The 25255-nt window shown below is 56.5% G+C and carries 23 protein-coding genes; 13 read left to right on the top strand and 10 right to left on the bottom strand.

Annotated elements, in window-relative coordinates:
• Nucleotides 1–527 (top strand): hypothetical protein (locus tag AQS70_RS23950; RefSeq protein ID WP_206542148.1); only part of this gene is annotated, 527 nt, incomplete at its 5' end.
• Nucleotides 528–623: 96 nt separating this feature from the next.
• Here the strand turns inward: AQS70_RS23950 and AQS70_RS16510 are convergent.
• Nucleotides 624–1307: a hypothetical protein gene (locus AQS70_RS16510; protein WP_156355182.1), complete on the bottom strand. Its 684-nt coding sequence runs from the start codon at nucleotides 1305–1307 to the stop codon at nucleotides 624–626.
• A 275-nt stretch (nucleotides 1308–1582) separates the two neighbouring features.
• On the opposite strand from AQS70_RS16510, the gene AQS70_RS16505 reads away from it, so the two are divergent.
• The 5 genes from AQS70_RS16505 to AQS70_RS16485 all read left to right on the top strand — a co-directional run bounded on the left by AQS70_RS16505 (nucleotide 1583) and on the right by AQS70_RS16485 (nucleotide 4264).
• Complete coding sequence (locus AQS70_RS16505) at nucleotides 1583–1909, top strand: hypothetical protein (protein ID WP_055103835.1); 327 nt, start codon at nucleotides 1583–1585, stop codon at nucleotides 1907–1909.
• Nucleotides 1910–2074: 165 nt separating this feature from the next.
• Entirely contained in the window at nucleotides 2075–2491 is a 417-nt protein-coding gene (locus tag AQS70_RS16500) for a hypothetical protein (RefSeq protein WP_055103834.1), read from the top strand.
• A gap of 55 nt (nucleotides 2492–2546) precedes the next feature.
• Nucleotides 2547–2927 (top strand): hypothetical protein, encoded by a 381-nt coding sequence (locus AQS70_RS16495; RefSeq protein ID WP_055103833.1) that lies wholly within the window; start codon nucleotides 2547–2549, stop codon nucleotides 2925–2927.
• An 87-nt stretch (nucleotides 2928–3014) separates the two neighbouring features.
• The gene (locus tag AQS70_RS16490) at nucleotides 3015–3227 is read left to right on the top strand and encodes a DUF4224 domain-containing protein (RefSeq protein ID WP_055103832.1); all 213 of its coding nucleotides are present in this window, start codon (nucleotides 3015–3017) and stop codon (nucleotides 3225–3227) included.
• A 2-nt stretch (nucleotides 3228–3229) separates the two neighbouring features.
• Nucleotides 3230–4264, top strand: a complete 1035-nt coding sequence (locus tag AQS70_RS16485) for a site-specific integrase (protein ID WP_055103831.1) — start codon at nucleotides 3230–3232, stop codon at nucleotides 4262–4264.
• 275 nt (nucleotides 4265–4539) lie between these two features.
• On the opposite strand, the gene AQS70_RS16480 is transcribed toward AQS70_RS16485, so the two are convergent.
• The 9 genes from AQS70_RS16480 to AQS70_RS16440 all read right to left on the bottom strand — a co-directional run bounded on the left by AQS70_RS16480 (nucleotide 4540) and on the right by AQS70_RS16440 (nucleotide 13482).
• Nucleotides 4540–4722, bottom strand: a complete 183-nt coding sequence (locus AQS70_RS16480) for a hypothetical protein (RefSeq protein WP_055103830.1) — start codon at nucleotides 4720–4722, stop codon at nucleotides 4540–4542.
• 99 nt (nucleotides 4723–4821) lie between these two features.
• Entirely contained in the window at nucleotides 4822–6102 is a 1281-nt protein-coding gene (gene dctM, locus AQS70_RS16475) for a C4-dicarboxylate TRAP transporter large permease protein DctM (RefSeq protein ID WP_055103829.1), read from the bottom strand.
• Nucleotides 6099–6737, bottom strand: coding sequence for a TRAP transporter small permease (locus AQS70_RS16470; protein ID WP_055103828.1), 639 nt, complete (start codon nucleotides 6735–6737; stop codon nucleotides 6099–6101). Before AQS70_RS16470 ends, dctM begins: the two co-directional genes overlap by 4 nt.
• Before the next feature lie 143 nt (nucleotides 6738–6880).
• Nucleotides 6881–7873, bottom strand: coding sequence for a TRAP transporter substrate-binding protein (locus AQS70_RS16465; protein ID WP_055103827.1), 993 nt, complete (start codon nucleotides 7871–7873; stop codon nucleotides 6881–6883).
• 85 nt (nucleotides 7874–7958) lie between these two features.
• Complete coding sequence (locus AQS70_RS16460; protein WP_055103826.1) at nucleotides 7959–8786, bottom strand: HpcH/HpaI aldolase/citrate lyase family protein; 828 nt, start codon at nucleotides 8784–8786, stop codon at nucleotides 7959–7961.
• A gap of 36 nt (nucleotides 8787–8822) precedes the next feature.
• Nucleotides 8823–10028, bottom strand: coding sequence for a CaiB/BaiF CoA transferase family protein (locus AQS70_RS16455; RefSeq protein WP_055103825.1), 1206 nt, complete (start codon nucleotides 10026–10028; stop codon nucleotides 8823–8825).
• A complete protein-coding gene (locus AQS70_RS16450; protein ID WP_055103824.1) occupies nucleotides 10025–11407 on the bottom strand; it encodes an MmgE/PrpD family protein in 1383 nt (460 codons plus the stop codon). Before AQS70_RS16450 ends, AQS70_RS16455 begins: the two co-directional genes overlap by 4 nt.
• Before the next feature lie 36 nt (nucleotides 11408–11443).
• Nucleotides 11444–12607, bottom strand: coding sequence for an acyl-CoA dehydrogenase family protein (locus AQS70_RS16445; protein ID WP_055103823.1), 1164 nt, complete (start codon nucleotides 12605–12607; stop codon nucleotides 11444–11446).
• Nucleotides 12608–12654: 47 nt separating this feature from the next.
• Entirely contained in the window at nucleotides 12655–13482 is an 828-nt protein-coding gene (locus AQS70_RS16440; protein ID WP_055103822.1) for an HTD2 family dehydratase, read from the bottom strand.
• 141 nt (nucleotides 13483–13623) lie between these two features.
• Here AQS70_RS16440 and AQS70_RS16435 point away from each other — a divergent pair, with 141 nt between their 5' ends.
• From AQS70_RS16435 to AQS70_RS16405, 7 genes are all read left to right on the top strand, one after another.
• Nucleotides 13624–14532 carry a LysR family transcriptional regulator gene (locus AQS70_RS16435; protein ID WP_055103821.1) on the top strand — a complete coding sequence of 303 codons (909 nt, stop codon included), beginning with the start codon at nucleotides 13624–13626 and terminating at the stop codon, nucleotides 14530–14532.
• An 84-nt stretch (nucleotides 14533–14616) separates the two neighbouring features.
• The gene (locus AQS70_RS16430; protein ID WP_055103820.1) at nucleotides 14617–15954 is read left to right on the top strand and encodes an MFS transporter; all 1338 of its coding nucleotides are present in this window, start codon (nucleotides 14617–14619) and stop codon (nucleotides 15952–15954) included.
• A 246-nt stretch (nucleotides 15955–16200) separates the two neighbouring features.
• Nucleotides 16201–18852: a winged helix-turn-helix domain-containing protein gene (locus AQS70_RS16425; RefSeq protein WP_082428134.1), complete on the top strand. Its 2652-nt coding sequence runs from the start codon at nucleotides 16201–16203 to the stop codon at nucleotides 18850–18852.
• Nucleotides 18853–19111: 259 nt separating this feature from the next.
• Nucleotides 19112–21199: a hydantoinase/oxoprolinase family protein gene (locus tag AQS70_RS16420; RefSeq protein ID WP_055103819.1), complete on the top strand. Its 2088-nt coding sequence runs from the start codon at nucleotides 19112–19114 to the stop codon at nucleotides 21197–21199.
• 2 nt (nucleotides 21200–21201) lie between these two features.
• Nucleotides 21202–22863, top strand: a complete 1662-nt coding sequence (locus tag AQS70_RS16415) for a hydantoinase B/oxoprolinase family protein (RefSeq protein WP_055103818.1) — start codon at nucleotides 21202–21204, stop codon at nucleotides 22861–22863.
• A 40-nt stretch (nucleotides 22864–22903) separates the two neighbouring features.
• Nucleotides 22904–24298: an aminopeptidase P family protein gene (locus AQS70_RS16410; RefSeq protein WP_055103817.1), complete on the top strand. Its 1395-nt coding sequence runs from the start codon at nucleotides 22904–22906 to the stop codon at nucleotides 24296–24298.
• A gap of 56 nt (nucleotides 24299–24354) precedes the next feature.
• Nucleotides 24355–25245, top strand: a complete 891-nt coding sequence (locus AQS70_RS16405; protein WP_055103816.1) for a hypothetical protein — start codon at nucleotides 24355–24357, stop codon at nucleotides 25243–25245.
• The last annotated feature ends 10 nt before the right edge of the window (nucleotides 25246–25255 follow it).

Below are 25255 nucleotides of genomic sequence, written 5' to 3'. Positions count from 1 at the left end.
CTGGCGGCCAGGGCAAATTGTGCACCGCCGAGCTGAAGGTGCTTCCAGCTTTGGAATGGCTCGACGCCAACGACCCAGGCAAAGAGGCTACAGCAATGACCGGGGTGCGGCGCAGCGAAAGCAAACATCGCTCAGACGCACCGGAGCACGTTGACGAATCGGAGCGGCATGACGGTCGGGATCTTTGGCAGCCCCTGGTGCGGCACACAGATGAGATGCGTGACGCTCTACTGCATCGGGCCGGGTTTGATGTTCTACCTCACCGATCACTTGAGTGCTACCCGTGCATCAACGCGAATATCGATGACATCCGGCTACTTTCCGAGGATCGGATACGGCTAATCGATATCACCGAGAAAGACCTGGGCTTCACCAAGAGAGGAAAGCCCCGGGTTATGTTTCGCACGGCGCGCCGCAAAGGTGCCGTAGGCATCCGCGCTGTCGTGCAATGGGCAGCAGCACCCAGGCCACGCGACCAAATGGAGATGTTCCCTGCCCAGTGCGACTCAGGCTATTGCGGAGGCTGAATCAGCTTATAGAAAATGATCAACTACTCCGACACCCAATTCGATATGTTCGCCGACCAGAACGAGGCAATTGACTGCTTCTGTGGCGACTGAACTCTAAACCATCTGCTTAACTCGCTCCCACTCGCACTTCAATATCCCTTGGGCAATCTTCACAAGGTCATCACACTCCCAAGTTAAATTAAAAGAGGTGTCTCCCGCGCGATGAAAAATTTCTTGAGCTGTTTTCACCAAATCTATTGACGCTTGCTCTTCTGGATTTATATATAACTCAATTAAGGAGAGACATCTCCTTGCTTCACCCTGAGCCGCGATCAACTTGGATTTCAACTCCCTCTCAAGGTTCTCAACCGTGACAAAGTCTTCAAACAGCTCAGGAACTAGACCGGTAGGCCTGCTCTGATTCAGATAGACGGAACGAACATCAAAGCATGCAGATATAAAATTTGATATTTCCGAACGCAACCCGTTTATCCACTCTTGCCTATTCTTAGCGACATTTTCCGCTTTGATATGAACAAACTGCCTGTTGGATGTTGCCTCAGCAACAGCCTCCTGGGAGAGAGTTGTATTTTTGAAATTCTTGATTGTCGTCCAAGTGCCTAGCACAACGATGAGCGCTGTTAGGACGATCCCACATATCCCTAGCCAATCAATGCCAGAGTTTATTGTTATTTCTGGGATCTTATAAACCCCTAGCATCATCGTCTCCATCACCATTCCTACCCCCCATTCAAAGCACAGTACTTTGACAGAGCCAGTATAAATAGGTAATCCCATGAGTATCACCTACGGCTCTATTTGCTCCGACATTGAGGCTGCAACTCAAGCGTGGCGCCCGCCAGACCTGCAAACCATCTGCGATCAATGCAACAAATCACGCGCCCACGGCAACCACACCAAATGCAGCAAGTTGCGCCAGGCCGAAACAACAACGCCATGTGGGGTATGGCCGTACAACTTGAAGTCATCGCCAAGCGCATCAGCAAGAACTACCCGTAAGCCCCTCCATCCCCCCATTTAAAGCCAGCCGCTATAGCGGCCGAGGATGAGTCATGCCTGAAGAAATCAAATTGATCCAACCGGCCCCAGTCGGGCGCGACGAAAACGGCATGTTTGCTCACCCCGACATGCCCGATTTCGACGAGGGCGACGGAGACAAGGTGAAAGCCTGGGTTGCCGAGCAGGCGTTAGAAGTGGCCATGGTCAGCATCGAATACGCGGATCAAGCAATTGCTGATCGTTATTTTGAAGCCGGCGATCCGGACTGCAGCTACTGGGAGCCGGATCAGCCTGATGGCGAAGGCTGGTTCTGCCTGGCCATTCACGACACTGACGACGGCCCGGCCTGCTGGTGGGCACGTCGCGAGGTTACGCCATGACCGCACTACGCCGAACCGTCCGGTTACGCGGCGCACCCATGCGTCCGCTGGATCTACAAACTATCTGTGATCAATGCAACAGATCACGCGCCCACGGCGATCACACCAAATGCAGCAAGCTGCGCCAGGCAGAATCAGTTGAGCGTCGGGCGCGGGAGAAGAATCATGAGTGAATTCCAGCGCGAAGAACGCTACATCGTACTGAAACTCAGCCGCCTACCCGCTCGAGAAGCGGCATATCTGCGAGCCATTCAAAAAGACGCAATTGTTGAAAGCGTTGTGGTTGAGGCTGATTGGCCTGAATACGATTTAGTCTGGCTTATGCTCGCACATCGAATGTCAGGCAAGCCGGTTCCTGACTTCAACGCTGTTCGATATGCAGATGAATTGAAGCATCGGATAAGCGAGTTTGAAGACTTACTGCAGTTATCGCTTGATGCCTTATGTGAGTGCCGCGCGCTACTGCATGCCCATGCATCCTCATCTCAATGCTCCCGCAGCAAGATGCACGGGGAGATCGGTCTAGCAAGAATTGACCGCCTTACAGACAAGTTGCGGTCTGCGCTTCCCCGTCAGCTGTAAACCCAAACTTTACAACTCAACCAGCCTGCTGGTGACCGGCGGGCGAGGATTTCCTATGCCTGAAATTAAGTGCGAATACGGCCACAAACTAAGCGTCGGCACTGATGCCTGGGTGGAAACGCTCACCTTGGACCAGTTGCGTTACGCCCGCGAAGCCGTGGATAAAAAAATCAAAGCCGCTGAGGACTCCCCGAAGCGCACCGTGTGGCAAGTCTGTCGCAGCGGCATCATCGATGCTTACTACCGCGAAGAAGACTATGAAAAAGCAGCCGACCACCTAATCAGAATTTACAGGGAGAGCCTTGTTTCGGAAGCCGTCAACTGGATTGAGAAGCCTTTCGGATACATAAACTTTGAGCGAAATGTGCCGCACATCAGCCCCGCGCAAGTTACCCAGTTCGAATACGACGCCGAATGGTTCCCCGCAAAGCGCTAAACCACCTTCTGCCGCCCAGCGCGGCATCATCCCTAACACTCGCATCATCAATACAACGCAGCCTGTATAGGGCGGCGGGAGGTATCTATGGACGGTATTAATTTTCTGTCACATGAAGAAGTCTGCACTCTAACAGGTGCGAAAACAAAGGCAGGACAAGTGATGGTACTTAAAAGGAACGGTATCCGTCACACCATCAAGCGTAATGGATGGCCGTGTGTTGTTTCTGCCGCGATCCTGGCAAGCCCTTCCGAAAAGAAGCCTGAAACCACAGAGTGGCAACCTAGGAAGGCGATGTAAGCATGGCGCGTAAACCGACGAACCCTGGAAGTATCCCTCGGTTCCGCAAGCGCATCCGCCCGGGCGGGCGGATCTATTACTTTTATGACGCTGGAGGAAAGCCGCGCAAAGAAATCGCTCTGGGCTCCGATTACGGCGCAGCCATTGTTGAATACGCCAGGCTTGAGAAAAGTCGTGCATCGAACGCAATAGCTGCGCAAGTACTTACTTTTGAATACGTTGCTAACAAGTATATGGACGAGGTCGTACCTACCAAGTCACCGGCAACGCAAAAGGACAATGCCCGCGAATTGAAGCAGCTGCTGATCTTCTTCAACGATCCGCCAGGACCTTTGGAAGCAATCGAGCCGAAACATATCGTGCAGTACCTGCGATACCGCTCAAAAACTGCAAAAGTCAGAGCAAATAGGGAGAAAGCTCTGCTCAGTGCTATCTGGAACTTTGCGCGGCAAAGCGGATATACCTCACTCGCAAATCCGTGCGCAGGCATCAAGGGAAACAAAGAAACGGGGCGAGACACTTACGTTGAGGACGATATGCTTGCTGCTGTTTATCTCCATGCTGACCAGCCGCTTAAGGATGCACTGGATTTGTTTTACCTGACAGCCCAAAGGATTGGCGACACTTTGAAGATGGATGAACGCCACATTCTGGATGACCAGCTTCTTATTCAGCAGGGCAAAACCGGTGCCAAGCGGAGGATTGAAGTTGTTGGAGAGTTAAAGGCTGTCATCGATCGGATATTGGAAAGGAAGAAAGGGCACAAGATTAGATCTACCCGGCTTGTCGTCATGGACAACGGGCAGCCTATGACAGCAAGCATGCTGAGGGGGCGATTTGACGCGGCCAGGATGAAGGCCGGAATTGAAAAGTCAGCATTTCAAATGCGCGATCTTCGCGCAAAAGCTGCAACTGACAAAGAAGAAGCTACCGGAAGCATCAGGGATGCGCGGGACCAGTTAGGACACACAACCGTAGGCATGACAGAACAATACATCCGCCGCCGCAAAGGCCTTAAAGTTATGCCAACCAAGTAGAAAATTCGTTCCGCAATTAAATTTACCCCCTTGAAAACAAAGGCTCTCAGGCCGGTTTAATCTACCTTCCTGCGGAACGAATTAACCTACATCCCATTGATTTTTAACGGTTTATTCTTGGACTTAAAATCCCCCGTTCGAAAGGACGTGCCGGTTCGATTCCGGCTTCGGGCACCAAACAAATCAAGGGCTTGCACGCTTTCAGCGCGCAGGCCCTTTGTTTTTTTGCTCCGCAAATAGTGAGATTGCTCCGCAATCCTCGCGACCACCTCCCTTCACTGCCTAGACTGCTCGCACGCCAGCCTCAAACGCTGCATCGCGTCCGGCGCCATAGGCGCGGTCATCATCGACCTGTAGCTCATGCACGCATGAGTATCGTGAACTGGAGCCGTATCCGGCTGAGTGGCAGAACATCCCACCAACAACGCCAGCGCCGCCATAATGGTGATTTTTTGCATAGATCCTCCTTTCAAGCACTCACTGTAAACAGTGGGCCCTCAACTTAAAAAGGGCCTGCACGGTTTCGCGTACAGACCCTTTGACCCCAACAGCAGCGTTTACATCCCGAGCCAGTTTGGCAGTGCCAGAGACACAAACGGCACGTACGTGACCAAGATCAAGAACGCCAACATCACCAGCAGCCACGGCGAGACGGCGCGCACCACGCGTGTTAACGGCATGCCCGTAACGGCCGATGTCACAAACAAGTTGAGGCCGGTTGGCGGTGTGATCAATCCGATCTCCATGTTCACCACCATGATGATGCCCAAGTGAATCGGGTCGATGCCCAGTTGCATGGCAATCGGAAAGAGGATCGGCGCCAGAATCAAGATGATCGCTGACGGCTCCATAAAGGTGCCTGCCACCAGCAACACGACGTTCACCACCAGCAGAAACTCAATCGGGGTAAAGCCCTGTTCAACCACCCACGCGGTAATCGACTGCGGAATCTGCTCTGTGGTCAGTACGTGGGCGAAGAGCATGGCGTTGGCGATGATAAACATCAGTACCACACTGAGCTTGCCCGCCTCGACAATGACCTTCGGGCATTCGCGAATGGTCATGTCCTTGTAGATAAAGATCGCCACAAAGGCCGCATACACCGCCGCCACGGCAGCCGCTTCAGTGGGGGTAAACATGCCCGAGTAAATGCCACCAAGAATAATCACGATCAGCATCAGGCCCCAGCCTGCTTTACGGCCTGCCGCGAGGATCTCTTTGAACGAGGCACGCGGCAGCGAGGGCATGTTTTTAACCCGGGCCAAGATGTAGATGGTGATCATCAACACCACCCCCAGCAACAGCCCCGGCACAACACCGGCCATAAACAGCTTGCCCACCGAGGTTTCGGTGGCGGTGGCGTAGACCACCATCACAATCGACGGCGGAATCAAGATACCTAAGGTGCCTGCGTTACAGACGATACCGGCAGCAAACTCCTGTTTGTACCCAGAGCGCACCATCCCGGCGATCACAATAGAACCCACAGCGGCAACGGTCGCCGGTGACGAGCCGCTCAGGGCCGCAAACAACATGCAGGCCATGATCGCGGCAATGGCCAAGCCACCCTTGATATGGCCAACACAGGCATTAGCAAAGTCGATCAGACGGCGCGCCACGCCACCGCTGGTCATGAATGCGCCCGACAGCAGAAAGAACGGAATGGCCAGCAGCGTGTAATGCTCACTGGTTTCGAAGAGCTTGATCGCCAGCGAACGAACCGAGTCGTTACTGAAGAACAGGATGGTCATGGCCCCGGACAACCCCAGGGAAATCGCCACAGGAATGCCGATAAACATCAGCACGAACAGAGCGACAAATAGAAAACTGATAGTCATTTGACGGTCTCCGACGTGTCGTTTTCAGCCAGTTTGACGGCATCGTCCACTTCACTGTGCAAGCCCAAGCCTTGCTGCTTGCCTTGGACAACACGGATGAACACTTGCAGAAAACGCAGGAACATCAGCGCAAAGCCAATCGGCACGATCATCACGATCTGCCACTGCTTGATACCGAAACGGTCGAGGTCTTCAGCACTGGTGCCAACGCTGTATAAGGTTGCGACCCACTGTTCGCTGGAGTAGGCCATCAGCGCGCAATAACCTAGGCAGATCACCAGGGCAAGCAAGGCCACGCGGCGCTGGTTTTCGGGGCTGAACTGACGCACCAGCAAGTCGATACCAATGTGCGCCCCAATGCGCACGCCCCACGCCAGCCCCACAAAGATCAGCCAGCCGAACATGGCCTTGGTCAGCGCCACACTCCAGGTCATCTCCTGAGCGACATACAAAATGCCATCGCCGATGCTGAACATCAGGTCGTTGGCAAAGGGCAGAGAATCGCCCAAAGAGTAAAAAACGCCGTAAAGGTTGTTGAACACAACGTACAAAAAAGTCACCAGCGTCATCCCCGCAAGCAGGAACGCCACCAGTATTTCTTCAACCCGATTCCAGACACGAAAAAAGGCGTGCATGGGCTATCTCCCTTGAAAAGCAGGTCGCAAAGCGACGACTAAAACCAGTGATGTCAAGGTGCGACAGACCCGCAGGTCTGCCGCTGTCGCCTTGACCCTGCCGCGAGTCATCGAACAGACGATAATGCGCGGCACTTCAGGTCTTAACTGCTTTGGTTGGATTGCTCTGCTGCTTTTATCAGGTCAACACCGATGTCTTTTTCAAACTTCTTCCAGACTGGGCGCATGGCTTCACGCCATTGTTCACGCTGCTCAGGCGTGAGGGTGATAACTTCGCTGGTGCCCGACTCAATAATTTTTTTCTTGGACGCTTGGTTCAACGCCTCGGCCTGCTTGTTCACCTCGACAGTGACCTCAGCCATGACCTCGTCCAGTGTGGTACGGACATTCTCGGGTAGGCCGTCCCAGAACTTGGTATTGGTGATCACCATGTAGTCGATGGCGCCATGATCGGACTCAGTGAAGTACTTCTGAACCTCATTCACTTTCTGGCTTTCATAGTTCGACCAGGTGTTCTCGGTGCCGTTAACGACGCCTGTCTGTAGGCCCTGATAGACCTCGGCAAAACTCATTTTACGGGGGGCCGCACGTAGCGCTTTGAACTGCTCATCCAGCACGGCTGAGGCCTGAACCCGGAACTTCAAACCCCGGGCATCTTTTGGCTCGTGCAACGCCTTGTTGGCAGACAACTGCTTCATGCCGTTGTGCCAATAACCAAGCCCGGTAATGCCTTTGCTTTCCATCGACTTGAGCAGCCCCTGACCTTCGGGGCTCTGCTGGAAGCGGTCGAGCGCATTGATATCGTTGAATAGAAACGGCAGGTCAAAAATCTGAATCGGCTTGGAGTAGTGCTCAAATTTAGCCAATGACGGTGCCAGTAACTGCACGTCACCCAGTAACAGCGCTTCCATTTCTTTACCGTCACCGAACAACGAGGAGTTCGGGTACACCTCGACCTTAACTTGACCTGGCAGACGCTCCTCAGCCAGTTTTTTAAACAGTAAGGCGCCTTGCCCCTTGGGCGTGTGTTCGGCGACCACGTGGGCAAATTTGATACTAATAGGATCTGCCGCGCTCGCCAGACCGGCAAACAGTGGCAGGGCGCAGACCAAAGCCTTGAGGGTATGTTTAATCATGGAGCGTGTACCTCTTGTTGTTATTGTTTGGTAATAGTGGGTGCTACCTGAGGGTTGCTTTCCTTGGGTGGGTGCTTCTTTGGATTCAAGCAGGCGCCACGCCTGCCCGACTCAATACCTGCCGCGCATGCCCGATTACTGGCGCATCGACCATTTGCCCATCGACCACGTAAACCCCGCCGCCAGAGGCCACTTCTGCGAGCACCCGCTGGGCCCAGTCCAACTCTTCTGGGCTTGGCTTGAACGCGGCGTGTATCAGTGCAACCTGGCTGGGATGGATACACAGCAGACCGCCAAAGCCCATATCGCGGGCATCTGCAGCCATGCGGGTCATGCCTTCAGTGTTTTTAATGTCCGGGAATACGCTGTCCAACGGCGGCGATAACTGGGCCAACGCGCTGTGCAGCAAAATGCTGTAGCGAGCTTGATCGAGCATGCGTTGTGCTGCCGCCGTGCCGCTCATTAAGCCAAGATCAAGCCCTAGATCCAGCGCGCCAAAGCTCAGGCGTTCAACCCTACTGACCTGGGCGATGGCTGGCAACTCAAGCAAGCCTTTAGCACTTTCGATGATCGGCCAGACCGGCTTGCCGCACGCCGCTGCCCGTTCAACCTGCGCGGCGCTTTCGGCCTTGGGCAACAACACCGCTATAACCGCTGGGTGACGGCTACATAAGGCCAAATCAGCCGCGTGCTGAGCATGCTGTGGCGCATTGATGCGTACCAGAATGTGAGTGTCTGGGTTCGCGTGCAAAAAATTCTCAAGGTTATTGCGCGCGTCAACCTTGAGGTGTTCCGCCACGGCATCCTCAAGGTCAACGATGACGGCGTCGGCACCACTGGCCAGTGCCTTGGGAATACGTTCCGGTCGAGTAGCCGGTACAAACAGCGCTGAACGAATAAGGGGGGTGTGCATGAGTCCGCTCCTTGAGTGCGTGGTGAGGGGTCAACCTCACACCGCTCCTTGTTCATGAAGACGCTGGATGTCCTGCGCCTTATAACCCAACTCCGCCAGCAGGCTGTCGGTATGCTGGCCCAGCTCCGGCACCGCATCCATACGCGGTTCAAACGCCGTGTTTTGACCGGGCGGCAGGAGCGCCGGCAACTTGCCTGCCGGGCTATCCACTTCGCGCCAACGATCACGCGCTTGAAGTTGTGGATGCGCCCACACGCCTGCCATGTCATTGACATGCGCGTTGGCAATCAGCGCTGTATCGAGCCGCGCAATCACCTCAGCAGCGGTCATGCTGGCGAACGCTTCAACAATCAGCGCTCGCAACTCGTTACGATTTTCTGAGCGCCGCGCATTGGCATTAAAACGCGAGTCGCTCACAAGATCAGGTTGCAGCAACACTTTGTCGCAAAACTGCTGCCACTCACGCTCATTCTGCAAGCCCAACATCACTGTGCCGCCGTCACCTGTTGGGAACGGACCGTAGGGGTAAATAGTTGCATGCGCCGCCCCTGCTCTCGGCGGAGGCGCCGCGCCCTCGTAAGCGTAGTACAACGGGTAACCCATCCACTCCACTAGGCTTTCCAGCATCGACACATCGACGCGACTACCCTCGCCCGTTTTATCCCGTAGCAACAGGGCCGAGAGCACGCCGGTGTAGGCGTACATACCGGCCGCGATGTCGGCAATCGAGCATCCGGCTTTGGCCATTTCGTCTTCACCCGGCCCGCCGGTGACGGATAAAAAGCCGCCCTCACTCTGGATCAGCAGGTCGTAAGCTTTTTTCTGCTCGTAAGGTCCGCCTTCGCCGTAGCCGGAAATGTCGCAAACAATCAGCCGCGGAAAGCGCTCATGTAAGTCCGCAAACGACAACCCCATGCGCTGCGCTGCACCCGGCGCCAAATTTTGCACCAGCACATCGGCAGTGCTCAACAGCTTGTCGAGTACCTGGTCAGCCTCTTTTTGTTTGACGTTAAGCGTCAGGCTTTCTTTGGAGCGGTTAGTCCAGACGAAGTGTGATGCCAGCCCATTGACCCGCTCGTCATAGTCGCGAGCAAAGTCACCCGAACCTGGGCGCTCGATCTTGATGACCCGCGCTCCAAGATCGGCCAATTGCCGCGTGCAGAACGGAGCGGCAATCGCATGCTCCAGGCTGACCACAGTAATGCCGTCCAGCGGGCGGGGTTTAGCCGTGATGTCGTTCATGCTGCGCTCCCTGTTAGCGAGGTGATGCGGGTCAGCGCAGTTAAATCATCTAGATAGCGCAAATCCCAGACCAAACCAATCAAGCCGGTTGCCTGCTCGTCAGTGCGCGCACCGGAGAAAGCCAGCAAACGACGAAACTTGTCTTCAAGCTCGGCGCGATTCAGGGTATTGCCCGGATCGCCTTTTGGCTCGTCAATGCTGCTTTGCAAGGTTCGGCCATCAAGCGTGGTGACCTCCACCCGACCTAGCCAGCGCTGTGGATACGCAGCGTCGACTTCCTCATCAAGTAGCATGCTGACCTTGTCGCGGAAGTCGCTGACCCGCGAATCAGTCAGTGCGTACTGATGAAATTCGGGCAGCCCGGCCTTGCCGTAAACCGCGATCAGCCCCAATACCGTGCCCATCGAAAACTTGGCTTGATGCACGCTTTGAGGGACTTGCACACGGCCCAACACATCAATGGCGCCCTGATGGACCCGTGTAGTGACGCTGGCGATGTCTTGCGCAGACAGATTTTCCTGTTGCAGCAACGCCAGCAACGCATCGGCCGCCGGGTGGGTGTGTCTGCATGACGCGTGGAACTTGAATGAGGTCTCAACCAGCGCCCAACGCTCGCCCAGCCCTTGGGACAAGTGGCTTGGGTTAGCGTCGCTGGACATGCCTGCGGCCAAACCTTGCTCGCCTTCAAGAATGTTTTTCGCGCCGCTTAGCCCGTCAGCCGTCATGTATGCCGCTAGCAAACCATCAGCCGCTGCTTTGGCGGTGTGCAACTGTTTGGAGTCTGCCGCATCCCGTAAAAACTCCCACAAGCCTGCGGCCTGAGTACCGGCAGTGCCGAGTACATGCGTGAATTGCTGCTGATTGAATCCCATCAACTTGCCGACACCCACCGCAGCCGCCAGCGTGCCGACCGTGGCCGTGGTATGAAAAATACGGTAATGCGAGCGGCCAAGAAATTCACCAATGCGAATACCTGCTTCATAGCCCGCCACCGCAGCCACAATCAACTCGCGGCCCGATTTGCCCAAGTCTTGCGCCGCAGCCAACACGGCCGGAAACACCACCGTCGCTGGGTGCAGAACTGAGCTGTTGTGCAAGTCATCCTGCTCCACCAAGTGCGAGCTGGCACCATTAACCAGCGCCGCAAAATAGGCCGAGCTGGACTGGCCATTGACCAAAATACCGGCTGGGCCGCTGCCCGGCCCCATCTTCGCCGCGTAGCGCTCGAACAGCGGAATCGGGTGCATGCCTTGGCTGGCTAATGCAGAGCCCAGCCAATCAAGGAACAAATCTTCGGTACGGCTAACCACCGTTTCAGGCAACTGCTGGTAGTGCAGTGCGGCCAAAAACTCAGTGAGTGCTTGAGTGTGCTGACTCATGCAGCGTTCTCCATGAAAGACGATGTCAAAACGTGCTCAGAAAGAGCGCGGCAGTTCGAGCAAGTGCTCAGCCACGTAGGACAGAATCAAGTTGGTAGAAATAGGGGCAACCTGATACAGGCGGGTTTCGCGAAATTTACGCTCAACGTCGTATTCATTGGCAAAGCCGAATCCGCCGTGGGTTTGCAAGCAGGCATTAGCCGCTTCCCAACTGGCCTTGGCGGCCAAGTACTTGGCCATGTTGGCCGCGGCCCCGGCATTGCGCCCGCTGTCGTACTCCTCACAGGCGCGCCAGCGCATCAGGTCGGCGGCTTCCAGCTCAATATGCGCTTCAGCAATCGGGAACTGCACACCTTGGTTCTGACCAATCGGGCGGCCAAATACCACACGGTCACGGGCGTACTGCGCAGACTTTTCGTTGAACCAGCGGCCATCACCGATGCACTCGGCGGCAATCAAGGTGCGCTCGGCGTTCAGGCCGTCAAGAATGTACCGAAAGCCCTTACCTTCTTCACCAATCAGGCTACTGGCGGGGATTTCTAAGTTGTCGAAGAACAGCTCGTTGGTTTCGTGACTGACCATGTTGGCAATCGGCTGCACGGTCAAACCGTTACCAATGGCTTGATGCAAGTCGACGAGGAAAATCGACATGCCGTCGGCCTTTCTCTGGACCTCGGCCAGCGGTGTGGTACGGGCGAGCAAAATCATCAAGTCCGAGTGCTGCACCCGTGAGATCCAGACCTTTTGCCCGTTGATCACATACTTATCGCCACTGCGCACGGCAGTGGTTTTGATCTTGGTGGTGTCAGTACCGGTCGTAGGCTCGGTCACCCCCATAGACTGCAAGCGCAACTCGCCACTGGCCAGTTTGGGCAAGTAGTAGCGCTTTTGTTCTTCGCTGCCATGGCGCAACAAGGTAAACATGTTGTACATCTGCCCGTGCACCGTGCCGGAGTTACCGCCACAGTGGTTGACCTCCTCCAGAATCACTGACGCCTCAGCCAGCCCCAAGCCGGAGCCGCCGTACTCTTCAGGGATCATCGCTGACAACCAGCCGGCCTCGGTCATGGACTTCACAAACGCCTCAGGAAAGCCCTTTTCCTCGTCAATTTTGCGCCAGTATTCTGCCGGATATTCAGCACACAGTGCCCGCACACCTTCGCGAATAGCGTTGTAGTCTTCGTTTTGAGAGGGGTTCATGTCAGGTCCTTATTGTCGTTATTGAGCTCAATGCCACTGCCTGCGGGTCAGTCGAAGGTCACTTCGCCTTGCTGGGCGATGCCCTCTGAATTACCTGCCCACAACTCGGCTTTACCCTGCGCGACCACACGGCCGCCTACGACAAAGGGCTGCGGTGCAATCAGCGGGCGAAGACCGCGATAAGCAAAGCGGCGCAAACGCGCGTCAGGATTGGCCCGGCAAAAGGCGCGCAAAGCCAGCGTGGCGATCAGCGGCCCATGTACCACCAGCCCCGGATAACCCTCGACTTGGGTCGCATAAGGCCAGTCGTAGTGGATGCGATGGCCATTGAAGGTGACCGCCGAATAGCGGAACAACAAGGTCGGTTCAGGCGTTACGGATTCCTGCCAAGTACCCGCAGGTAAAGGCTCGCTACCTGTCAATTTAGGCGGAGTTGGTTCGCGATAGACGATGTCCTGCTCTTCACGAATGGCCAATTGCCCGTCTTGCAGGTAGTCATGCTGGACCGTGACAAACAGCAGCGAGCCGGTCTTACCGTGCTTTTCTTGAACGTTGGTGATGGTCGAAATTCGCGTGGCGTCGCTGCCCACCTTGAGCGCTGCGTAAAACTCAAAACGCCCACCCGCCCACATCCGGTTGCGATTGTGCGCTGGGGGCAGAAAGCCACCCAACGCTGGGTGCCCGTCACCGCCTAAACCAGTTTGCTCAACCGCAGGCTGAAAGAAGCACCATTGCCACAGTGCTGGCAGTGGCTCGCCAACCTGCGGCACGCGTTCGCCTAACGTTGCGGCGATACGGGTGACCGAATGTAAGCTCAGATGATCATGAACCTGCTCAGTACGACCTATCCAGCTGGAAAGTGCGTTATCGCTCATCGGTGATGTCCCGTGGCTTGTTGTTTTAGCCATGATTGCCAAAAGGCCAGCGATCTGTGAATCTGCGATTTCGTAAGGGGGCGTTCGGTTTTGCTTAACGCCAACCCCGCACCACCGCACTCACGCTTTTGGAAATCCGCCATGCATTTCGATTTAGTCGACCTGCGCCTGTTCATTCAGATCGCCGAATCCCCCAGCATGACCCAAGGCGCGCGCAAGGCGTTCATGTCGCCCGCCGCCGCCAGTGCCAGGATCAAAAATCTGGAAGAAAGCCTCGCCAGTCGGCTGCTCTACCGTGACAGCCGTGGCGTCGAGTTAACCCCCGCAGGCCAACTGTTTTTGCAGCATGCGCGGGTGATCATGCGCCAAGTCGACTACATGAAAAACGAGTTCACCGAGTACGGCGCTGAAGCCAGTGGGCACATCAGGATTTTTGCCAACACCACAGCAGCCACCGAATTTTTACCCGAAATCCTCGCCGGTTTTCTCGCGCAACGCCCCGGTGTGACCGTTGACCTGCAAGAGCGCTTAAGCCGTGACATTGTGCGTGGCGTGATGGACGGCTCTACGGACATAGGCATCATTGCAGGCCCGATCAAGGCTGATGGGCTGCAAGTTATCCACTTCAGCACCGACCAGTTAATCGTGATCACCCCCCTTGAGCATCCGCTGGCACAGCGCAAAAAAATCAAACTGACCGAGACGCTAAGTTACCCGCATATTGGCTTACACGAAGGCACCACCCTGCTGCGCTTTTTAAATGAACAGGTCGCCCTGAGCGGGCAGACGTTAAACATGCGAATCCAGGTCTACAGTTTTGAGGCGATGTGCCGCATGGTCGAGGCGGGCGTAGGCTTGGCCATCATTCCCGAGTCTTCAGCGCGTCGCCACCAACAGACAATGGGCTTGAAGATCATCGAACTCGACGAACCTTGGCGAGTTCGTGAGCGAAGCATTCTGGTTCGAGACTTAGAAGCATTGCCGGCGGTTATCCGAGCCTTGATCAGTATTTTTCTGACACATGACAGCGCACGCGAGCGTCGTTCCTGACTACGCGGAGGGCACTTTTGAAGCGCCCCACTCTCTTAACCGCCTCGATAATCGGTTGATCATTGATCCATCATCGAGGCGCACATGACCAGCACCACAACGGCGGACGTCAGCCCTAAAACCCTGAGAAAAGTGATAGTCGCGGCGTCGATCGGCAATTTTGTCGAATGGTTTGATTTCGCGGTCTATGGCTTTCTAGCGACGACCATCGCCCAACAATTTTTCCCCAGTGAAGATGCCAGCGCGGCGCTGCTAAAAACCTTTGCCGTGTTTGCTGTCGCCTTCGCGTTTCGCCCATTGGGCGGGGTGGTGTTCGGCATGCTCGGCGACAAAATCAGCCGTAAGCGCACCTTGGCCATGACCATATTGCTGATGGCCGCGGCCACCACGCTGATTGGTGTGCTGCCCACGTACGCAGCAATCGGGGTTATGGCTCCGATTTTGTTGACCTTGATCCGATGCGCCCAAGGCTTCTCGGCGGGCGGCGAGTACGCAGGCGCCTGTGCGTTTCTGATGGAACATTCGCCGAATCATAAAAGGGCCTGGTATGGCAGCTTTATACCGGTATCGACCTTTTCCGCCTTCGCCGCAGCCGCAGTTGCCGCCTATGCGTTAGAAGCTTCACTGTCAGTCGAGGCCATGAACAGCTGGGGTTGGCGCGTGCCGTTTCTGATTGCCGCGCCGCTAGGGCTGGTGGGTCTGTACATGCGCAGCAAGTTGGATGAAACCCCGACCTTCCAAACAGCCGCCCAAGAACACGATGTGGCCCACTCCCCGCTCAAAGAAACGCTGCGCAACCACGGCGCAGCAATCTGCTGCCTAGGGGCGTTCGTCTCCCTGACGGCGTTGTCGTTCTATATGTTCACCACCTACTTCGCCACCTACCTACAAGTCGCGGGCGGTCTGAGCCGAGCAGGCGCATTGCTGGTGTCGTTGATTGCATTGATTTTCGCCGCTGCCATTTGTCCATTGGCCGGCTTGTATTCAGACCGTGTCGGGCGGCGCGTCACCGTGATGACCGCCTGCGCATTACTGATTGTTGCGGTGTACCCGTCGTTTCTGATGGCCAGTTCCGGCAGTTTCACGGCCTCGATTATTGGCGTGATGCTGTTGGCAGTTGGCGCCGTATTGTGTGGTGTGGTGACCGCCGCCCTACTCTCCGAAACCTTCCCTACACGCACTCGCTACACCGCCTCGGCCATTACTTACAACATGGCCTACACCTTGTTCGGGGGGACTGCGCCACTGGTTGCAACGTGGTTAATCAGCAGCACTGGGAGTAATGTCTCGCCCGCGTTTTACTTAATCGCCGTGGCCGCGCTGGCATTGGCGGGTGGCTTAGCGTTACCCGAGACCTCGCGGATATCCTTACATGACGTGCCGGGGCCAGAAAAGAAACACACCCTGCAACCTGCTACGTAACAAACCCCTGGAGGAGCGAGCTTGCTCTGCCTCCGTAGGAGCTGCCGAAGGCTGCGATCTGTTGATCTTTAACGTCAAAAGATCGCAGCCTTCGGCAGCTCCTACAGGGTTGTGGGTTGCCTTGAAGAATTGTCTGTAATCGTAATAGCCCTATTCTTACACTAAATTCGGCACTCGCTGACTTGGCGACCGTGTGGACGGGCGACAAGCTCCAGACGCTCAGCCCTTGAAGTCGGCCTTATCGTCATGAGCAATCCCTCCTCGTCCAACGCCGTCAGCACGTGGTGCTGGATCGGTAAGCTAACGCCCCCGCACACACTGCTGACGTCAAAAGTACGAGGCACCCTGCTGACTTCTTTGCAGCAGCACCCTGCGCAGCCGCTGCTATTGGTGGTAGCGCCAGCCGGGTACGGCAAGACCATTCTGCTGATGCAATGGCGCCAAACCCTACTGGCTCAAGCGGCGGATGCGCACCTCGCTTGGCTCTCGCTAGATGAGGCTGACGCTGAACCCAATCGTTTCTTGGCCTACCTCATTCTGGCCTTCGAGCGCGCAGGGTTGGCGCTGGGGCATTTGTCACATCTGGCTGCCACTCAAACGCTCGACGCTCAACCGCTGCGTACTCTAACGGCCTTGATACACGCACTGTCTCAAGCCGAGCGACCGATCACGCTGCTACTGGATGACTACCACAGCGTGACCAGCAAGGAGGTCGATCACCTCATCTGCACACTGCTTGAGCACGCAACGCCCAGGCTAAGGCTGGTGGTAGCCAGCCGCACACGTCCCGCTTGGCCGTTGGCACGCTGGAAAACCAACGGTTGGATACAAGAAATAGACGCGCATGCGCTCAGCCTTTCAGAGGAACAAACCCAGAGCATTCTCGGCGCCCAGGTAGACGCTGGCGATGTGCAACATATTCACCGAGCCACCGAGGGCTGGGCAGTGGCGGTGCAGTTGGCGCGACTTTGGAGAGAAAGCCATGAGGGACATATTTATGGGCTAGGGGCTTTTTCGGGATGTGTCACCGATGTGGCTGACTATTTGGCCGAACAAGTGCTCGGCAGCCTCTCAGCCCCCCTTCAGCTTTTTCTACTCGAAACCTCTCTATTGGAGCGTTTCAACGCCGAGTTGGCCGATGCGGTACGCCAACGCACCGACAGCGCACAGTTGCTCAGTCAACTCAGCCACTTGGAGACGTTATTAATGCCACTGGACGCAGAGCGCCAGTGGTTTCGTTGTCACGGTCTATTGCGTGACTTTCTGGCCTCGCGTGTCAGCCCACCCCAAGCTCGGCGTATTCATTGCGCCGCTGCACAATGGCTGGCGCAAGCCAACGATTGGGTTCAAGCCGTGGCGCACGCTTTGAGGGCTAAAGACACAGCCCTGGCCATTCGCTTAGTCGTGCAGGCGGGTGGATGGGCACTGATACTGCGTCACGGCATTCGCTACGCACAAAGCTTAGTGCAACAGTTTGACGAGCAGACTCGCCGCAATGCACCGGACCTATTACTGCTACAAGCCTATTTGCACGCCAAACTCGGAGAGCATGCGTTGTGTACGCAACGCCTTGAACTGGCGCAAAAATCGCTGCGCGAAGAACCGCGTTTGCTACGCGACTTTTATGTCATTCGCACCCTGTCACATGCGTACTTAGACCACTTCGAACACCAGCCTGCCCCCCAAGGCTTAGCGCCTTACATACACCCCGACGAATTGCTCGCTCAAGCTACCTTGGAATGTGTAAACACCCTGCGCTTAATGACACGTGGCGATGTATCAAGCGCCCTGCACAGCATCCGCGCCGCACAGGTGCAAATGCAACTGGTTGCCAGCCCCCGCGGCGAAAGCTACTGCTGTATTCACCAAGCCCAACTGCTAGCGCTGTGCGGGCAAATGCAGGCATCCCAAGCCCTGATCGAGAGCACGCTGGCTTTTGTCCATAACCACTTTGGCGGTGAAAGCACCTTAAAGGCTCTTGTCGGCTGCTTAAAGGCACGTCAACTCTATTGGCAAGGTGACTGGCCTCAAGCCACGCCCCTGCTCAAAGACGGTTGGGCGGCGCTGGAATATGCCGACGGCTGGTTGGAGGTTGTGGCAGGCACCGCCGAAGTCACGTGGCGTACCACATTGCGGGCCAAAGGTTTACAGCCCGCACTGCTTGAGCTTGAGCATGTATCGCAGCTCGCTCACGCGCGCAATTGGCCACGTTTGCAGCAGTTGATCAACGCTTGGCGGGTCGACGCGCTGGTGCAAGGCGGGCAACTCACCCAAGCCCGTACACAAGCGTTGCAAGCGAACATTGAAGGTCAAGCTGATCACCCGCAAGACTGGCGAAACCAAGAAGCGGCCTGTTTGGCACTTGGCCGCTTGCAGATTGCCACCGGCGCGTCTCACGCCGCGCTCAACCGTCTGCAACGTGACGCCACGCAACTGCAAAACAAAGGCTTATTGCTGCCAAGTTGGCGCTTGAAGTTACTGGCTTTGGTTGCTCGACAAAAAGCCCACATCCCGCAACAGACAGACGACGAGCTCGCCACGTTGACGGCCTTATGCGATCACGCCATACCCGGCCTGCTACTTGAAGTCGGGCCTAGCCTGGTGCCCGTGCTAGAGCAATACATAGCGGCACTGCCCGCCTTGCAACCCGTGATTACACGGCTGCGCGGTTGGCGTGCCCATCCGTTGCGGGCAAACATTGCGTTTAGCGCCAAAGAGATTCAAATCTTGAATCTGCTCGCGAGTGGTCAATCCAACAAGGTCATGGCTCAAGCGCTAGATGTGTCTGAAAACACCGTGAAATTCCACCTGAAAAACATCTACAGCAAACTGTCGGTCGACAATCGAACCCGCGCCATCCGCATGGCCCTGCGCCAAGGGCTCATTGGCACCTCTTAATCTTGCCACTGACCTCATCGCAGCCGCATAACGGGTTAACGACGACAGCCATTACACAGCACATCGTATGCTCTGCCCGTCACAACCCACCTACCCATCGGGGTAGCTCGCGTCACGCTTCTTGCCCAACCTACCCTTGGTACTTGTAGTCACCCGCCAACACCGCCCACTAGCATCGCCCCTAGCACAACGCCGGATGAGTCGCCTGCCCGGCGCTGCCTCCAACAACAATATGCACAACAGGAGATGCCCTGTGGGAATGGACGGCAAAATCATACGCGTTGCCACTGATGTCGGTGGCACGTTCACGGATCTGGTTTATTTCGAAACGGATACCCGCACTGGCCAGCAGCAGATTCGTACGGCCAAGGTCGACACCACCGCACCCCACTTCGCCGAGGGTGTACTCAACGTGATCCAAAAAGCCAACGTGGCACTGGATGCGGTCGACTTTCTTGCGCACGGCACCACCGTCGTGATCAACGCCCTCACCGAACGCCGTGGCGCCAAAACCGCGCTGATCACCACAACCGGTTTTCGCGACATCTTAGAAATCGCACGGGCTAATCGGCCAGATTACTTCAACCTGAAATGGGTCAAACCCGCACCTTTCGTACCTCGTTACCTGCGTTATGAGGTCAATGGGCGTTTGCACACCGATGGCCGTGAACGCGAGCCACTTGACCTGTCAACGCTACCCACCTTGCTCGATACCCTGCGCAATGAGGGCGTCCAAGCGCTGGCCATCTGCCTTCTTCACGCTTATGCCAATCCGGCACATGAACAGGCACTGTTTGCCGAAGTCCGCAGGCTGTGGCCGGAGGTATCAGTGGTCGCCTCACACCAAATTACCCGCGAGTGGCGCGAATACGAGCGCTCCAGCACCACGGTCCTGTCGGCTTATGTGCAACCGATCACTGCTCGTTATCTTGATCAGTTAGAGACGGGGCTGCGCACCGCGGGCTATCAAGCGCCGCTGTACATCATGCAGTCCAACTGCGGTGTAGACAGCGTGGCGCACGCCCGTGAAACCCCGATCACCATGGTCGAATCCGGGCCTGCCAGTGGCTTTTGGGCGGCAGCCGAACTCGGGCGACTGATTGATGAGCCCAATCTATTGGGGTTGGACATCGGTGGCACCACGGCCAAATGCGCCCTGATCCAGGACGGCCAAGTAACCATAAAAACCGATTATTGGATTGAGCGCGACAGCACCCACGCCGGTTACCCGATCATGGTGCCCGTGGTGGATCTGGTAGAAATCGGCAACGGTGGCGGCTCGATTGCTTGGGTCGACGACTTTGACAAATTGCACGTTGGCCCGCACTCCGCAGGCGCCTTCCCCGGCCCGGCAGCCTATGGCAATGGCGGCGAACACATCACCACCACCGACGCTAACCTGGCCTTGGGCCGAATCAACCCGGGCTACTTTTGCGGTGGTGAGCTCATCGCCGACCAAGACTCGGTTGCTCGCGGCTTGGGTTTATTGAGTGAACGTTTACAGCTGCCGCCCATCGAGATAGCGCGCGGCATTGTGCGGCTGGCCAATGACAACATGGTCAATGCCCTGAAACTGGTGTCGCTGAGCCGTGGGCACGACCCGCGCGAACTCACATTGATGGCATTTGGCGGTGGCGGCGCAATGCACGCGGTGGCGCTCGCGCAAGAGCTGGGGGTTAAAAAAGTTATCATCCCGCGCAGCGCGGCGGTGTTTTCAGCATGGGGCATGACCCTGACTGACCTGCGTCGCGACCTGTTCATCAATCGCTTCGTCGATACAGCACACCCCCAAGCGCTGGCTGACACTCAGTGTGCGCTTGAAGCTTTAATGGACTCGGCCCGCGGGCAGTTTGTGTCTGAGCACATAGCGCCCGCTCAGGTTCAATTGCAGGTATACGCCAAACTGCGTTATCAGAATCAAGAACACTCGGTCGAAGTTGCGCTCAATAATCAAGAAGCTATCGCCGAACACTGGCCCGCCATCGAACAGCGTTTTCACGCGCTTTACGAACAGCACTACACCTACCGCCTGCAAGCCCCGGTCGAAATTATCGGCTTTCATCTGATCGCCGTAGCGCACATCGGCACCTTAAAACCCGAAGCGTTGCCCGTCACCGGCCGCGCCTTGCAAGCTGCCTGTAAGGGCCAACGCTGTGTCGACTTTGCCCTCGAGGGTGTGCACCAAGCGACACTTTACGACTATGCCCAGCTTGAGCCACACATGACCTTTTTCGGCCCCGCAATCGTTGAGGACTCGGGTACGACGGTGGTGATCCACCCTAATAATCACGTACGGGTCGATCACTTAGGCAACTTGCATATCACCCTCGATAACACCGGAGCGTAAGCATGCACAGCCTCGACATTTTTACCCGCGACATTATTCAGAATGCTTTGCAGGCCATCGCTGATGAAATGTTCACGGCCATGCGCAAAGCCGCGATGAGCCCGATCATTTATGAAGTGCTCGATATGGGCACCGGTATCACCGATGCACACGGTGAAATCGCTAGCTCAGGGGCTGGCATCCCGGCGTTTGTAGGCGTACTCGATAAAGCAGTCAAAAAAATCCTGCACCATCACCAAGCCGAAGAAATCGAAGACGGAGACGTGTTCATCAGCAACGACCCACACGAGGGTGGCGCCGTAACGCACCTCAATGATGTGGTGTTGGCCATGCCGGTGTTCGCCAACGGGCAATTGGTGGCATGGACGGCCAACATCGCCCACTGGAACGACGTGGGCGGCATGGTGCCCGGTTCGCTGTCCACTGAAGCCGTCGATATATTTCAAGAGGGCTTGCGGCTAGCGTCAGTCAAGCTGATAAGCCGCGGTCAGCCGATTCGTTCGGTGTTGCAAATATTGCATGCCAATTCACGCATGCCGGACTTCATGGAAGGCGATTTGTGGGCTGGCATTGCGGCAGTGCGTGGTGGCGCGCTGCGCTTGCAGCAATTGACCGAAAAATACGGTGCCGCGCTGTTTCTGCAGGCCATGCGCGACTTCATGGACTTGGGCGAAAAAATCTCGCTCAAGGCATTACACGCGTTGCCCTGTACGACTCTAAGCCTCAGTGAGCCACAGGACGACGGCAGCGTGTTCCACGTCAGCATCGACATTAGCCCACGCGAATTTAAAGTCGATCTGCGCAACAACCCCGACCAGTGCGCAGGCCCTATCAACCTCAGCCGTGACGGCGCCGTGGTCGCGGCACAAATGGCATTCAAAGCGCTGACCGCGCCTCAAGGCGTAACCAACGGCGGCACGTTTCGGGCACTCAAGGTACTAACGCGCCCCGGATCACTGTTTGATGCACAGCCGCCCGCCGCCGAGGGTTTCTATTTCGAGAACATGATTCGGGTCTACGACCTGCTGCTGCGCTGTTTAGCCACGGCGTTCCCAGAGCGCCTGCCCGCAGGCAATTTCGCCTCGGTGTGCGCCACCATTATTGGCGGCATCAATCCAGATAACGGGCGCCTGTTTACCTTAGTCGAACCCGAAATCGGCGGCTGGGGCGCAGAAGCGGGCCGTGATGGCAACAACGCCATGTACTCAGGGTTACATGGCGAAACCTACAACTGCCCGGTCGAGATCTGTGAGGCCCGATACGGCCTGTACGTCGAACGTATGGCGCTGAATGACGAGCCTGGCGGCCACGGCCAATTTCGGGGTGGGCGGGGTATCTGCATCGACTATCGCGTGCGCTCCGACGCAAGCTTTATGACGTGCGGCTACACACGTTCGGTCGTCCCACCTTGGGGCCTACAGGGCGCAGAACCCGGCTCGCTGAACTATGTAGAAGTGATTCGCAAGCACAGCGGTGAACACGAGCGCTATGCCATGGCCAGCAACATACGCCTTGAGGCTGGCGATCTGGTTCGGGTACGCACAGGCGCTGGCGGCGGATACGGCTCACCCGCTAAGCGCTGTAAGGACGCAGTGCGTGAAGACCTGAAAAACGGCTACATCGACGCCGACACCGCCCGCGCGGTGTATGGCGTTCAGGATTGATCCGCCGCAGAACCTTTAATCATTCGCAAAGGTGGCCCATATGTTCGAGTCCTCCGTCTATAGCCAACGGCGTAACGCCCTGCGCCAGCGTATGGGCACAAGCAAAGGGATTGTCCTGCTGCCGGGGCATCTCCAATCGCCCATTAATTTTGCCCACAACCTCTACCCCTTTCGCCAGGATGCAACCTTTAGCTACTTCTTTGGGCTGAACCGCCCCGGTCTGCTCGGCCTGATTGAACTCGAGAGTGACGTTGACACGTTGTTTGTCGAGGAAGAGTCCGACCCTGACGCGATCATCTGGCAAGGCCAAGCCCCGTCATGGGAACACTTGGCGCTCGCCTCAGGGTGCCAACAGATCAAACCTTTACGCTTCGCACAGACAGCCGTGAACAAAGCCACACGCGGCGAACGACCGTTACATTTTTTAGCGCCTTACCGCTGTGAAACCACGCACCTGTTATCACGCTTGTTGCAACGCACCCCCGAAGCCATCGCTGGGCAAGTCTCACGCGTGCTCATCCACGCCGTGGTGGCCTTGCGTGAGGTCAAGGCAGACATCGAACTGCACGAGATAGAGAGCGCGCTGAAAGTCACCGAACAGATGCACCGTTTGGCAATGCGCCTGACACGTCCGGGAGTGTTCGAGCGCGAAATTGTCGCTCACATGCGCCAGATACTAGGGCGCGAAGGCTTGCAGGAAGCCTATGCCCCAGTGTTCAGCAACCGCGGCGAAATCCTCCATAACCTCACCCATGGCAACTGCTTGGCCAGTGGAGACTTGGTGATCAATGACGCAGGCGCCAACAGCCCCTTGGGTTATGCCAGCGACGTCACCCGGACACTGCCGGTGGGTGGGCGTTTTCTGGCCCATCAACGCCCGCTATACGACTTGCTGCTCGAGGTGCAGGAGCACGCTATCGACATGCTCTGCCCAGGCATCAGCTATTTGGATGTGCATCTAGGCGCCGCACTAAAACTGGCCGAGGGCATGAAGGCGCTTGGTTTTTTTAACGGCTGCGCTGAAGACATCGTGGCCTCTGGCGCCTATGCGCTGTGTTTCCCTCACGGATTGGGGCATCTGCTCGGCCTTGATGTGCATGACATGGAGTCGCTAGGTGAACACCACGTGGGGTACGACGCACAGGTGTCCAGAAGCCCTCTCTTCGGGCTGCGCAACCTTCGGCTCGCCAAGGTCTTGAAGCGCCACATGACCCTGACCGTTGAGCCAGGCATCTACTTCATCCCGGCCTTGATCCAGCGCTGGCAAGCCGAAAAACACCACAGTGGCCTGATCAATTACCAACGCTTTTTCGACTACCAACACGCCGGGGGCCTGCGCATCGAAGACGTCGTGGTTGTCGAGGAACATGGCGCCCGCGTATTAGGCCCGTTGATACCTAAACACCCCAATGACGTCGAAAACGCCATGGCCTAAGGCATGCCCTAGCGCTCACTGCGGCACACAAAAACAACAATAAAGAGAGCTCACTCATGAATACACACTTTGCACGGCGCCTGAGCGCTGGTCTTACACTCGCCTGCACTTTGGGGTCCAGTTCACTGGCACTGGGCGAGCAATTTATCGGCTTCGCCCAACCCGGCATTCCCGACAGCTGGGCCTTGGAGTCTTTTCCGGTGATCAACCGCACCACCGACGGCGACCTTAGCGTGGCCGCCAATACCGTGCTGGCGTACTTCTCGCAAACAGGCTTCACCGGCACAACCCGTGATCAACTGCAATTTTGGGTCGGCGCCATTCCCGGCTACGCCAGCAGCAATGGAGCACGCGACAGCAGTGCTTGGGGCATTGCGTCGCCCAACCTCGGGTTTTCGTACTACTACAACGTGGTTGAGCCCAGCGGTGATGTTGGCTCAGATGACTACACCACGTTCTGGACCAACCCCACGCTGATGGTTGAGTTCCCCAATGGCAATGACGACATGACCGGCCACGGGGCCTTTGCCAATCGTTACGCCGTGAGCTTCAGCGTCGCCAACTACCTACGCGTAGGGCGCTTCGCTGCCACGTTCACACCCGCTGGCATCCACTACGCAGCCCGCAACCGCAACACGACAGACTTCGGCACCGGCGACCCAACCCGGCTACGCGGCGGCGTCAGCCTGTGGCTCGGGGACATCGCAGCGGGGTATCTGGTTACCGAAGACCTGTGGCTGGGCGTGCATCACGTCTACCACATCAACAACACCACAGCCTCGGATTCCAAAGTATCGCGGGCCGGCAAAATCGGCCCGTCCATGACCTATACCGGTTTTGCCAAGGACGGTTTTTTTATTTCCGCGAACCTCAATTTTGACTACTACCACAGCGCCAACCTCAAGCACTCCAACGCCCTGACCATGGCGTTGCTGAAGTTCTTTTAACCCACCCGAA

The organism is Pseudomonas endophytica (assembly GCF_001411475.1).
Taxonomy (GTDB): domain Bacteria; phylum Pseudomonadota; class Gammaproteobacteria; order Pseudomonadales; family Pseudomonadaceae; genus Aquipseudomonas; species Aquipseudomonas endophytica.
Note: the sequence above shows the minus strand (reverse complement) of the source record. Positions and strands in the feature narration are given on the sequence as shown.